The organism is Novosphingobium sediminis (assembly GCF_007991615.1).
Classification (GTDB): domain Bacteria; phylum Pseudomonadota; class Alphaproteobacteria; order Sphingomonadales; family Sphingomonadaceae; genus Novosphingobium; species Novosphingobium sediminis.
This window is the reverse complement of the sequence record NZ_BJYR01000026.1, coordinates 26,116-38,886: the sequence shown is the minus strand read 5'-3', so window position 1 is coordinate 38,886 and position 12,771 is coordinate 26,116. Positions and strand designations below refer to the sequence as shown.

The window sequence follows — 12,771 nt, the reverse complement described above, 5'->3', positions numbered from 1 at the left end:
CCCGGTGAAGCTCAAGCCCCTCCTTGCCGCCGCGGCGTTCATTGCACTGGCCGTGGTACTTCCGGCCCACGCCGCCGACCTTGCGCCCGCAGCCTCGCCAACCGGGAACGCCATTCCCGGCGCGCTGGACCGCGCCTTCGGCCAAATCGCCGGGGCGCAATCGAATGGCTCGCTATCGCTGTCGCTGCAGTTGCTCCTCATCATGGGGCTGCTCACGATCCTGCCCAGCCTCGTGCTGATGATGACAAGCTTCACCCGCATCCTCGTGGTGCTGGCGATCTTGCGGCAGGCGCTCGGCCTCCAGCAGTCACCGCCTAATCAGGTGCTCATCGGGCTTTCGCTGTTCCTCTCGCTGTTCATCATGGCCCCCACGCTCGACAAAGTGAACGCGAACGCGATCCAGCCCTATTCCGCGGGCACCATCAACGCAGAGCAAGCGATTGGCGCGGCCGGCACCGAGTTCCACGCCTTCATGATCCGCCAGACGCGCGAGCACGACCTGCAGATGTTCGCCGCGATGGCCAAGGCGCCAAAGTTCGCCCGCACCACGGACGTGCCCTTCTCGATCCTCCTCCCCTCCTTCGTGACCAGCGAGCTCAAGACCGCGTTCCAGATCGGCTTCATGCTGTTCCTGCCCTTCCTGGTGATCGACCTTGTCGTGTCCTCGGTCCTCATGTCGCTGGGCATGATGATGATGTCCCCCACGGTGGTCTCGCTGCCGTTCAAGCTCCTCCTATTCGTCCTCGTCGATGGCTGGGCCCTCCTCATGGGCAGCCTCGCAGCCAGCTTCGGGTAGCGCGCCATGAACGACACCGCCGCTCTCCTCGCCCTCGCCGACCGCATGCTGTGGGTCACCGCGCTCGTCGCCGCCCCGGTGCTGCTTGCCAGCCTCGCCGTCGGCCTCGTCGTCGGCGTGGTGCAGGCCGCCACCTCGATCAACGAGCAGACCCTCACGTTCGTTCCCAAGCTCGCTACCATCGCGCTCGTGCTGGTGCTGCTGGGCAGCGCGATGATGGGGCTGATCGGCGATTTCCTCGTCGATATCTTCGCCCAGATCGCGCAGACCGGCAAATGAGGGCCGGAAAATGATCGCCCTCCACTTCGGCTTCGGCGCGCTGGAAGCGGAATTCTGGCGCATGGTCTTCGTGATGACGCGCATCGGCGCCGCGCTCTTCGCGGCACCTCTGTTCGGCGCCAACTCCGTCCCCATGCAGCTTCGCGTCAGCCTCGCCGGCGCCGTCGCGGTGATGATCTGCGCATGGACCCCGGTTGCCGCGCCGCCTGCCCTCTTCACGCTATCCGGCCTGCTCATCACCGCGCAGGAGATCCTCATCGGCCTGTCACTCGGCTTCGTGCTGCAATGGAGCTTCGCGGCGCCGCTGATGGCCGCCGAGGTTATCGGCGGTTCGATGGGCATGAGCATTGCGGCAACCGCCGATCCCGTCAGCGGCGCGCATTCGCCGGTGATGGGCCAGTACTTTTCGGTGCTGCTGACGGTGCTGTTCCTCGGCCTTGGCGCGCATCTCACGTGGTTCGCGCTGATCGTGCAGAGCTACGAGACGTTCCCGCCCGGCTCGGCGTGGTTCACGCCCGAGCGCGTGATGCTGGTCGCCAGCTTCGGCGGGCAGATGCTCACCGCTGCGCTCACCATTGCGCTGCCCGTCACGCTCCTGCTGCTGCTCGTGCAGGTGATGACCGGGGTAATCAGCCGCTCCGCCCCCAGCCTCAATCTCCTCGCGCTGGGCCTCCCCGCAGGCGTCCTTGCGGGCATCGCTGCGCTGATCCTCACCGCGCCGCTGCTCACCGACAAGCTCAGCGACCTCTCGTTCACCGCCGTCACGCAGGCTGCACAACTGATCGGCCCCAAGCATGGCTGAAGAAACGCACCATGGCTGAAGAAACCCCGGGCGAAAAAACATTCGCGCCAACCGATAAGCGCCGTGCTGACGCCGCCAAGAACGGCGACGTCCTCCGTCCGCGCGAACTCGGCATTGCGGTCGGCGTCCTCGCCAGCGCCGCATGGCTGCAATTCGCCGGCCCATGGCTGCTCGACAGTCTGAGCCGCACCGCGCGCTCCGGCCTCAGGTGGGACCGCGCCAGCCTCGATCACTTCGATGCCGCGCCGCTGATCTACGCGGCTCTCCTCACCGCGTTACCGCCGGTACTCACCCTCGGCGCCGTGCTCATGGCCGCCGCGCTCGTCTCGCAGCTTGGCCTTGGCGAAAGCCGCTGGGTCGGCGGCAATCTCGCGCCCAAAGCCTCGCGCCTCAATCCCTTGTCCGGCCTCAAGCGCATGTTTGGCCCGCAAGGCTGGATCGAACTTGGCAAGGGCCTCGCCAAGCTGATCCTCCTCGGCACGATCGCCTACATGTGGATCAAGGGACGCCTCCCCGCCATCACCGGCCTCGGCAGCGGCGAACTGCGCGGCCAATTGGCCTACAGCTGGGACGCGCTGCTCGCTCTCCTCTACGCGCTTGGCGGCGGCCTCGTGGTGATCGCGCTGGTCGATTACCCGGTGCAGTACTTGCGCCGCATGATGCGCCTCAGAATGTCGCTGCAAGACCTCAAGGACGAGAGCAAGGAAAGCGAAGGCTCACCCGAACGCAAGGCGGCGATCCGCCAGCGCCAGCGCCAGATCGCGATGGGCGGCCTCGCCTCGGCGATGAAGGAGGCCCAGTTCGTCATCACCAACCCGACCCACTTCAGCGTCGCGCTGGCCTATGATCCGGAGAAGGCCCCTGCCCCCGTGGTCCTCGCCAAGGGCCGCGGCGAGAAGGCGCTGGCGATGCGCGAGATGGCCGCCGAAATGGCCGTCCCCATGCTGTCATCCCCCGCGCTGACCCGCTCGGTCTACTTCACCACGCGCGAGAACCAGATGATCCGCGAGGAACTCTACGCTTCCATCGCCGCCGTGCTCGCCTTCGTCCTGGCGCTGAAGCGCGGCGATGCACCGCCGCAGCCGCAAGTCGATGTTCCGCTCGAACTGCGCTTCGACGCCGAAGGCCGGCCCGAAGCCGCTTAAGCCCACCGCAGATCAACCGTTCTGGAAAGCATGCCCACTAGCTCCGCCACCTCCGCAACTTCGTCCGGTTCGGCCACCGCCAGCCTGATCTCCTCGCTCGGCGGCGGCAGCGGCATAGACTTGACCGGCCTTGCCGAGCAGCTCTCGGCTGCGCAGTTCGCCGCGCGGCTCGACCAGATTTCGGCCAAGAGCGACAAGCTCGGCACCCAGATCTCCTCGGCCTCGACGCTCAAGGGCATGATTTCCAGCCTCGCGACTTCGCTTGGCGACCGCGTGCGCAACGGCGATCTCGCCGCCACGCCGCAAATCGCCAACAGCACCATCGCGCAAGTCAGCAAGGGCGCCGCCACCGGACGCGGCACCACCACGCTGGAAGTCACCGCCCTTGCGCGCGGGCAGACGCTGGTTTCTCCCAGCGTTGCTTCCGAAACGACCGCGGTTGGCGCAGGGACGCTCACGCTGCGCTTCGGCACAATTTCCGGCACCGGCTTCACGGCGGACAGCGCGCGCGCCAGCATCGATATCACCGTGGCCAGCGGCGCCACGCTCGGCGATATAGCGGGCGCGATAAACGCCAAGGGCACGGGCGTCACCGCCTATGTCGCCACAGGCACCAATGGCGCGCAGCTGGTGCTCAAGGGCGCGGATGGCGCCGCCAATGCCTTCACGCTGGAGGCCGCCGAAAGTCCGACCGAACCCGGGCTTGCAGCCATCGCATGGAACCCGTCCGGCGACCTGACCCGGCTTACCGCCGCCGCCGCCAACGCAGTCTACAAGCTCGACGGTGTCACCCGGACTTCGGTCAGCAACACGATTGCCGATGCCGCCCCCGGCCTCTCGCTCAAGCTTACCGGCACCAATCCCGGCGTCCCCACGACGATCAGCTACAACGATCCGGGCACCGCCATCACCAGCGCGATGCAGGACTTCACGTCCGCGCTCAACGAGATGGTGTCCGAACTCAACAGGGATACCGATCCCAACGGCGGCGTGCTCAGCAATGATCCAGGCGCCCGCGCCCTGCGCCGCCAGCTCACGACACTGGCGAGCGCGCAGGTCATGCCCGAAAACACCACGGGCGCTCCCACCACGCTTGCCGATGTCGGCCTCAAGACCAATCGCGACGGCAGCTTCAGCCTCGACACCGATCGGCTCGCTGCCACGCTCAAGCGCGATCCCATCGGCACTGGTGCGATGTTCACCAACGGGCTTTACGGGGTCTACGCCACGTTCGACAAACTCTCGCGCACCGTTGGCTCCAGCAGCGATCCCGGCTCACTCGGCGGCTCGATCGCGCGCCTCACCAAGGTGCAGACCACACTGTCCGCACAGAGGGGCGATATCGCCACGAAGCAGGAAGACTTGCGCCAGCGCCTTGTCTCGCGCTTCGCCAAGCTGAACACGAACCTCACCGGTTCCAGATCCACTTTGTCATTCCTGCAAGCGCAAGTCTCGGCATGGAACGGGCAGAACAACTGATGCAGCTGCGCCGCGACCCCGGAGAAACCTACCGCCGCGTCGATTTCGACGCCCGCGTCAAGGGTGCCAGCTCGCTCCAGCTCGTCGCGCTGTGCCTCGAACAGGCAGCCGGCTCGCTCGGCCGCGCTGTCTATGCGCAGGAGCACGGCGACAATTCCGCCAAGAGCGCCGCCCTCACCCGCGCCGTCGCCGCGATCACCGCGCTCGAACTTGGCGTGGACACGTCAAACCCGGTCGGCGCGCCCTTGCTCCAGCTCTACCAGGCCGCGCGCCGCACGATCCTCGACAACGCACTCCGCTTCGACGCGCGCCAGCTGGAAACCATCCGCACTGATCTGCTTGATATCCGCGAGGCCATGCTCGGCACCGCCAACTGAACGCCAATCGGACATTCAGTTCGTCATCTGCAGCACCATCTCGTCGAACAGCTTCTGCGCCATCAGCACCGCAGTCGGTGCATTGGCCGCCGTGCCGTCCGCGCCGATTTCCTGCGCAAGGCCCGGATTGGCGGTAAACAGCGGGCCGCCCACCATGATCCCAATCATCTGGTTGCGGGATTCGCGGCGGATCTGGCGGATCGTGTCCTGCAGCGCCGGCAACGACCGCTCCGAACCCACCGTCAGCCCGGCAACCGCAAACCACTCCGCCCGCGCAGCATGGGCGATCTCGGCGGCAGACCTGTCGAACGCAGTCTCCACGGTCCAGCCCGAAGCATGCAGGAACCGCTCGACCATCGTGGCGCCGAAGTAATGCTGGTCGCCCGGCGTCACGGCCAGCAGGACCTGCCTGCGCGTATCGAGATCAGGCAGGACATGCGATCCGTTGAACGTCGCCAGCAGCTTCTGCAGCCGCGCCACGCCCAGCGTCACGTCGATGAAGTCGCACTCGTCGTTGTCCCACATCTGCCCCAGATGGCGCGCCGCCGGCTCCAGCAGTTCAAGGAACAGGGTTTCCATCGCAAGGCCGCGATCGCGCAGCACCAGCACATAGGCCGCCGCCGCCTCCAGATCGCTGCCCAGCACGACATGCGCGAGGCCCGAGATATCCGATCGGCTCGGCGCCAGTGCCTCGACCACCTGCTCGATCGGAAGCGCTTCTGGCAGAACCTCGCTGTGCAGCTTCACCAGCTGGGGGATGATGCGCTCGGCCACCAGCTCGGCCAGCCGCGCCTGCCTCTCCGCAACGTCTTCCCGGCGGTAGACTTCCGGCGAAACGAAGTGCGTTTCAAGATTGGCGATACCCCGGCGGTCAACCGCCGGAATCGCAACTCTGCCCGACCGTCCCATGGCGATAAATGCCCCAACCCTCTCAAGTGGTTATATCTTGTTAGCTCCATAAAACTACAATGACGGCACCCTGTCGAGGATTCGTTCAGCCTGTCGCTTGACCCTAACGGGCCATCGCAAGCGGTACCGCCAGCGGCTACGGCATGGCGCGTCCATACTCCGTCCGCTCCGCTGTTGCAGACAGCCGCGCTCCGTGCCACGCTGACCGCCCATCCAGTTGCGCACCCACAGGACGGAACTCATGTTTTTCGCCGTTTTCCGCGATGGTGAAGGTTGCAAATCCTATCTCATCGGCTGTGACGAGACCCACGCCGCCGCGATCATCGATCCCGCACTCGATCTGGTCGATCACTATATCGGCGAGATCGGCAAGCAGGGTCTGCGCCTGCGCTACATCATCGATACGCACACGCATGCCGATCATTTCTCAGGAGCGCAGGCGCTGCGGCAGGAATTCGGCGCGCCCATCGTGATGCACCGGTTCTCGCCCGCGCCTTATGTCGATATGCACGTGGAGGACGGGCACTCGCTCCCCTTGGGCACCATGCGCATGCGCGTACTGCACACCCCCGGCCACACCCGCGATTCGATGTCGCTCCACGTCGCGGACCGCGTGTTCACGGGCGATACCTTGCTGATCGGCGGCACCGGCCGCAGCGACCTGCCCAGCGGCGATCCCGACCAGCTTTACGACAGCCTCTTCAGCAAGCTCCTTGCCCTGCCAGACGAGACGCTTGTCTTCCCCGCGCACGACTACAAGGGCCGCGAAAGCACCACGATCGGCGAACAGCGTGCTTCCAACCCCCGCCTCGCCAAGGCCGAGCGCGCCGAATTCGTCGCGCTCATGAACAGCCTCAACCTTTCCGCCCCCACCCACCTCACCGAAGCGCTGCGCACCAACATGTCTGGCGGCAAGACCGTCCGGCAGCTCCTCGCCGAAGCCTCCGCGCGCGTGCCGTTCATGGCGATGGACGAGCTAGCCCGCCGCATCGCAAACCGCTCCAACAGCTTCATCGTGCTCGACGTGCGTGAACGCGATGCCTTTGACAGCGGCCATATACCCGGCGCCGTCCATCTCTCGCGCGGGCAACTCGAACTGCGGATCAACACCGTGCTGCCCGATCCGAGCGTCGAGATCCTCACCATTTGCGAATTCGGCAAGATTTCCACCCTTGCCGCCGCCACCTTGCGCGACCTCGGCTTCCAGCGCGTGACTGCGCTCGATGGCGGTATGGCGGCATGGCGCGAAAGTGGTGGTGTGGTAGAGGGCGCGGCCTGATAGGTCCGTTTCTGATACCGCCCCGTACCAAGGAATTTCGCTTGAACACAACTACCTGGCAAGACCGCCAAGGCATCTGGGCGTTTGCCCTCGGCTGCGCGGCGGTCACTGCGGGCGTACTGATGCACATCCCCATGTTCCTCATGGGCCGGGGGATGCATTTCATGCTCGCCGGCATGCCGATGGGGCTCGACATGGTCCTCGGCATGGGCCTCATCATCGCAGGCTGCGCCGTCGCCGCGTGGGGCCTCCTCCCGCGTGACATTGCCCGGCAGCGCAGCGCCGCCGCTGCCATCGAGATCGCCGCGCCGGAAGACGCGCCGCTCAGCCCGCGCCACTGGCTGCTGATGGCCGTACTCGTCCTCGCGCTCGTTATCGATACGATGAAGCCCGCTTCGCTTGGCTTCACCGTTCCCGGCATGGTCGGCGAATATGGCGTCTCCAAGGAAACCGTCAGCCTGGTCCCCTTCTTCGCGCTGATCGGCACGGTCACCGGCTCGGTCGTCTGGGGTGTGCTGGCCGATATCTACGGCCGCAAGGCGACGATCCTGCTCTCTGCCGTCATGTTCGTCGGCACTTCGATCTGCGGCGCGATGCCCAGCCTCGCGTGGAATATCGGCATGTGCTTCATGATGGGCGCGGCGGCGGGCGGCATGCTCCCCGTCACTTATGCGCTGCTCGCCGAGATGATGCCGAGCCGCCACCGCGGCTGGAGCCTCGTCCTCGTCGGCGGCCTTGGCGCGGGCGGCGGCTACTTCGCGGCGAGCGGCGCCTCGACGCTCCTCGTTCCCGAATACAGCTGGCGCATCCTCTGGCTGATAAACCTGCCGACCGGCCTAGCCCTCGTGTTCCTCGGCGCACTGATTTCCGAATCCGCGAAATTCCTTCTCGCCCGCGGGCGCACCGCGGAGGCGCAGGCCGTCATGGCCCGCTTCGGCGCAACCGTGCGCACGGCACCGGCCCCAAGCACACCCCCGCCACCCGGCAGCGGCGCGCTGACCGGTGTCCAGCTTTACGGCAAGCTCGCCGCGCTCTCGCTGACGGGCCTGACCTGGGGCCTCATCAACTTCGGCCTGCTGCTGTGGCTCCCCGCCCACTTCGTCGCTCGCGGCCTGTCGATGGAAGTCGCCAGCCGCCTCCTTGCCGAAAGCGCCCTTATCGCCTTCCCCACGATATTCGTCGGCGCGCTGCTCTACAGCCTGTGGAGCACCAAATGGGCGCTCGAAACCGCCATCGCGATCACCCTTGTCGGCCTCGGCGGCGTGCTGCGCATGGAACTCCTCGGCACCGGCAGCCCGGTCCTCCCCGTCGCCATGCTGATCGTCGGCATCAACGGGATCATCGCGATCCTGCTGCCCTACACCGCCGAAAGCTTCCCCCTGCGCATCCGTGCCCGCGCCATCGGCTGGGTCGCCGCCTGCACCAAGGCCGGCGGCGTGATCGCGCAGGCGCTGTTCATCGCGAAGCTGGTGCCCACGATCGGCGTGGTCGCCGGCGCGATCATCGCCCCCATGGCGGTCGCCTTCTTCCTCACCGCGCTCTTCGGCAAGGAAACCCGCGGCGGGGACTTGCGCCATCTTGATGGGGATGCAGTCCCTGCAGGCGGCTGATCCGGCACGCAATAAAAAAGGTGGAGGAGCCGTTGGGGCTCCTCCACCAGCGGATTGCGCGGCAGGAGGGATCGCTCGCGCTTCTGGAAATCAGAAGTTGATCGTCGCCTGCAAGCCGAAGGTACGCGGCGGGTTGAAGTTGGCGTAATCGCCCAGCACGCCTGAATAGTTGAGGCTGCCGTTGTTGTTCACCGTCGGCACGCTGTTGGCGTTCGAGCGGCGGTAGATGTGTGCCTCGTTGAAGAGGTTGCGGGTCCAGACGCTGATCGTCGCCTTGGTGCCGTTTGCCGTCATCGGGATATCAGTCAGCGCCAGACGAGCGTTGACGATGAAGGCCGATTCCGTCTGCACATCCTCGTTCTGGAAGCTGTAGGTGGGATCCGAATAGTTCGCGTCCATGTGCAGCGCGATCGACATGCCCTGCGCCCCGATCGACCGTTCATAGTCGAACGAGCCAGACGCGGCGTGCTTGGGCGTGTAGACCGAGAACACCTGATACGGCACGCCAAACAGCGGCCCCGCCAGCGGGTTCGGCGTCGCGGGCACCTTCACGTCGGTATAGGCATAGCTCGCGCCCAGCGTGAGGCCGGTCATCGGACGCACCGTCAGTTCGGCCTCCACACCGCGGATCGGCGAGTTGCCGGGCGCGTTCGCCGTTTCCTCGGTGTGCTTGTTGAAGAACGGGTTGGGCGTCACGCCATCGCTGAGGAAGCGGTTGGTATCGACGAAGTCGAAGTCGATCTGCGTGCCCGAGCGGTCCATGATGTAGCCCGCCAGGTTCAGCCGCACGTGGTGATCGAGGAAGTCGGTCTTGGCGCCGATTTCGTAGGACTTCACCGCTTCCGGCGCGAACTGGCGGAACGAGCCCGAGCGCGAGTTGGCACCGCCGGCGCGGAAACCGGTCGAGTACTTGGCGTAGAGGTTGATCCCGTCCGCCGCATCCCACGCCAGCGTCACCATCGGGTCGAAGCGGTTGTTCCGGTAATCGAGCGTGCCACCCGCGAAAGGGGCATTGTTGATCACCGTCAGCGCACCCTTGCGGGTCTCGTGGGTATAGCGCCCGCCCACCGTCAGATGCACCATGTCGAAGCCGGCTGGGGTCCACGTCGCCTGACCGAACAGGCCGTAGCTCTTGCCCACGGCCTCGCTGTCACGCTGGATGAACCAGTAGCTGCGGTCCCAGCCCTGGTTGCCCGAGGTGATCGGCGCGGTCGGATCGGCAGGCACCTGATTGACGAAGGTATAGCCCGTGCCGTCCGCGTTCCACTGCATCGGGTTCGGCGTCGCCGCGCGCTCGTTGACGTGCTCGTTGAAGTAGTAGCCGCCGAGCACGAAATCGAGGTGCGGCAAGCTGCCGACAAGCTGCAGTTCCTGGCTGAACTGGTGCTGGTACAGCTCGGAAAGGCTGTACCGCCCGAACTGGCCATTCGGCGAGAACGTGCTGCGATGCGCGCCGGCCGAGCCATCCCACTGGTGCGTTTCCACTCCGCGCCACGCGGTGATCGAGCGCACTTCGAGGTCGGGCGTCAGCTTGTACTTGATGTTCGCGCTGAAGCCATGCGTCTCGTCCACGCTGGGCTGCTGGATGACGCCGAGATCGGCCACGTCCATGCGGTTGTTGCCGCTCACCTGCACGATCGGCGCCTTGGGCGCGATGCACGGACCGGCGCCCGGGCAGACCAGCTTGCCGCCGACAAAGCTGCCCACGTCATAGCCATTGGGATTGAAGTTGATGAGCTGGCTGTAGAACGGGGTGTTCTCGTCCTTGGCCCGGTCATAGGTCAGGTCCACGGTGAGGCCATCGACCGGCTTCCACTCGCCAGTCACCCGCCCGCCGACGCGGTTGTGATAGTTCCAGCCATATTGCCCGCTGGCCGGGTTCTTAGTCGTCGCGTCCTGATGGTCGATCAGCCCATCCAGCTTGAGCGCGAAGTTGGCCACCGCCGGCAGGTTGATGTGGAACTCGCCGTTGTAGGAGCCATAGTTGCCGACACCCGCCTCGACCCGGCCGCCAAACTCGCCGGTAGGCGCCTTGGTCACGATGCTCAGCGCGCCGCCTTCGGTATTGCGGCCAAACAGCGTGCCCTGCGGCCCGCGCAGCACTTCGATCCGCTCCACGTCAAACAGCGCCGCGTTCAGCCCCTGCGAGCGGCCGAGATAGACGCCGTCGATATAGACACCCACGCCCGGCTCACGCGCGACCTGGTTCTGATCGAACGGCACGATGCCGCGAATGCCCACCGTCAGCGCCGATTGCCGTGCCTCGAACGTCGCGACCCGCAGCGAGGGCACCCCGCCGTCGGCCAGATCGATCAGGCTCTGCACATGCCGCTTTTCGACGATGTCCGCCCCGATCACCGAGATCGAGATCGGCGTCTTCTGCAGATTGGTCTCGCGCTTGGTGGCGGTGACGACGATTTCGGTGAGCCCCGTGCTGCCTTCACCAGCAGCCGCGGCATCCGCCGCCGGTGCCGGAGCCGGAGCCGGAGCATCAGCCACCTCGGCGGCATGGGCAGAGCTAGCCAGCGCCAGACCGGAGACAGCCAGCATCAGCGTCCAAAGCTTGGAATCAGTCATTTGCGTATTCCTCCCTGGAACGGTTACAGGGCGGCACCCTGACGGCTGCCCTCAACGTTCGACGGGAGCGCAACTGACTTTGGTTAGTTACAGTATGACGACACGCTTCGTTGCAGAGCGGCAACTTTAGGAAATATTTGCGTGCCGTGCCGCGCAGCCCGGGAGTTTGAAGGGGGTGGCAAAGGCAGGCTGCCAAGGCTCCCTCGCCCTTCGCGCGCACCGCTTGCATCCCGATGCAGATCAACCCGTGACATAGGCCGCGACACGGCGTAGGGCCCCCCGATGTCGGCGCAGCCACGCCGCCACGCCGGTTGAGCTATAAGGCGTGGGCGTCGCTCGCCGCCAGATGCATCCTGGCGGATTGCGATCCCATTGCACGGAACAGCAAGCGCCCCCATCGGAGACGACCCCGTTTATGGCAGGTTACAAGGAACCCGGGCTTGAGGCCCGGCGCGCAGCCGCAGCGTCTGCGCGAGAACAAGCACTCGCAAAACTCAAGGCACGAGCCCCGCTCGATCCCGCAACGCAGGCCGAGCGAATCGCGGCGGCTGAGGCACGTGAGAAAATGCAGGCCGAAAAGCGCGAGTTGCTCAAGGCGAAAAAGGCCCAGGAACTTGCCGAGAAGGCCGAACGTGCCGCCAAGGTGGCGCCTGCCCTTACCGAAGCGGAACGCAAGGCGGCTCGGGACGCAAAGTATGCGGCCCGCAAGGCGCGCAAGAAGTAGCGCTTGAAGCATCCTGCCAGTGCCAAGGGCATGTCCGCTTTGAACGTCGGCGAGCACCTCGTCGACACCGCTTTCGTTCCGGATGGGAGCAGGCTTCGCCTGATCCGGAATGGCACTGATTTCGCGATCCTTCTCGATAACAACGAATTGATGAGCACAGACCTTTCGGCCTCGGAAGGTGTGCTCGCCAGCGCGGTGTGCGCAGAGCTTGGCGGTCGCCACCCGGTTCACATGCTCATCGGCGGCTACGGCATGGGCTACACGCTGCGATCCGCTCTCCGGGTGCTCGGAAGCGATGCTGAAGTGACGGTCGCGGAAATCGTGCCGAAGGTTGTCGAGTGGGCGAAAGGGCCCATGGCGCGCATCACCGATGGGTGCCTCGATGACCCGCGCGTGCAACTGGTGCAGCAAGATGTTGCGGTGCTGATTGCATCGGCGGAGCAAGGTTACGATTGCATCCTGCTCGACGTCGACAATGGGCCAGAAGGCCTCACGCGCGGGGCGAACGATTGGCTCTATTCGAGAGAAGGGGTAGCAGCCGCGTGGTCCGCCTTGAAAGAGGGCGGAATACTCGGCGTCTGGTCTGCGTCGCACGATGACAGATTTGCCGGAGCACTCGCCCGGAGTGGCTTTGCGGTTACGGTGATAGAGACCGACCGGGGCCCGACCTCGTCCCCGGCCGCGCAATCCGAACAGCATGTGATCATAATGGCAATCAAGCGCAGGTAACGAAGCGCGCCGGACGGCATAAAAAATTGGCCCGCCCCGCACGAAGGCGAAAGGCGGGCCAAGGT

General features: G+C 65.6%; 12 protein-coding genes. 10 read left to right on the top strand and 2 right to left on the bottom strand.

Going from position 1 to position 12,771, the window contains the following annotated elements:
- The first annotated feature begins 4 nt into the window (after positions 1-4).
- Genes fliP through NSE01_RS18070 form a run of 6 tightly spaced genes read left to right on the top strand, consistent with a single transcriptional unit; the run spans position 5 to position 4,878 of the window.
- Positions 5-796: a flagellar type III secretion system pore protein FliP gene (fliP, locus tag NSE01_RS18095; RefSeq protein ID WP_371863229.1), complete on the top strand. Its 792-nt coding sequence runs from the start codon at positions 5-7 to the stop codon at positions 794-796.
- Between the two features lie 6 nt (positions 797-802).
- Positions 803-1,075 (top strand): flagellar biosynthetic protein FliQ, encoded by a 273-nt coding sequence (locus tag NSE01_RS18090; protein ID WP_147161068.1) that lies wholly within the window; start codon positions 803-805, stop codon positions 1,073-1,075.
- 10 nt (positions 1,076-1,085) lie between these two features.
- Positions 1,086-1,877, top strand: coding sequence for a flagellar biosynthetic protein FliR (gene fliR / locus NSE01_RS18085; RefSeq protein ID WP_147161067.1), 792 nt, complete (start codon positions 1,086-1,088; stop codon positions 1,875-1,877).
- A gap of 11 nt (positions 1,878-1,888) precedes the next feature.
- Positions 1,889-3,022, top strand: a complete 1,134-nt coding sequence (locus tag NSE01_RS18080) for an EscU/YscU/HrcU family type III secretion system export apparatus switch protein (protein ID WP_147161066.1) — start codon at positions 1,889-1,891, stop codon at positions 3,020-3,022.
- 30 nt (positions 3,023-3,052) lie between these two features.
- A complete protein-coding gene (gene fliD / locus NSE01_RS18075; protein ID WP_147161065.1) occupies positions 3,053-4,501 on the top strand; it encodes a flagellar filament capping protein FliD in 1,449 nt (482 codons plus the stop codon).
- Positions 4,501-4,878, top strand: coding sequence for a flagellar export chaperone FliS (locus NSE01_RS18070; protein WP_147161064.1), 378 nt, complete (start codon positions 4,501-4,503; stop codon positions 4,876-4,878). Before fliD ends, NSE01_RS18070 begins: the two co-directional genes overlap by 1 nt.
- A gap of 15 nt (positions 4,879-4,893) precedes the next feature.
- On the opposite strand, the gene NSE01_RS18065 is transcribed toward NSE01_RS18070, so the two are convergent.
- The gene (locus NSE01_RS18065) at positions 4,894-5,787 is read right to left on the bottom strand and encodes a cobalamin B12-binding domain-containing protein (protein ID WP_147161063.1); all 894 of its coding nucleotides are present in this window, start codon (positions 5,785-5,787) and stop codon (positions 4,894-4,896) included.
- A gap of 241 nt (positions 5,788-6,028) precedes the next feature.
- Between NSE01_RS18065 and NSE01_RS18060 the strand changes: the two genes are divergently transcribed.
- Complete coding sequence (locus tag NSE01_RS18060) at positions 6,029-7,066, top strand: MBL fold metallo-hydrolase (protein ID WP_147161062.1); 1,038 nt, start codon at positions 6,029-6,031, stop codon at positions 7,064-7,066.
- 41 nt (positions 7,067-7,107) lie between these two features.
- Entirely contained in the window at positions 7,108-8,676 is a 1,569-nt protein-coding gene (locus NSE01_RS18055) for an MFS transporter (RefSeq protein WP_246135282.1), read from the top strand.
- A 90-nt stretch (positions 8,677-8,766) separates the two neighbouring features.
- Here the strand turns inward: NSE01_RS18055 and NSE01_RS18050 are convergent, their stop codons facing one another.
- Complete coding sequence (locus NSE01_RS18050; protein ID WP_147161060.1) at positions 8,767-11,253, bottom strand: TonB-dependent receptor; 2,487 nt, start codon at positions 11,251-11,253, stop codon at positions 8,767-8,769.
- 415 nt (positions 11,254-11,668) lie between these two features.
- On the opposite strand from NSE01_RS18050, the gene NSE01_RS18045 reads away from it, so the two are divergent.
- Both NSE01_RS18045 and NSE01_RS18040 read left to right on the top strand, forming a co-directional pair.
- Entirely contained in the window at positions 11,669-11,977 is a 309-nt protein-coding gene (locus tag NSE01_RS18045; protein WP_147161059.1) for a DUF6481 family protein, read from the top strand.
- Positions 11,978-12,007: 30 nt separating this feature from the next.
- Positions 12,008-12,706 (top strand): spermidine synthase, encoded by a 699-nt coding sequence (locus NSE01_RS18040; protein ID WP_147161104.1) that lies wholly within the window; start codon positions 12,008-12,010, stop codon positions 12,704-12,706.
- Positions 12,707-12,771: the final 65 nt, after the last annotated feature.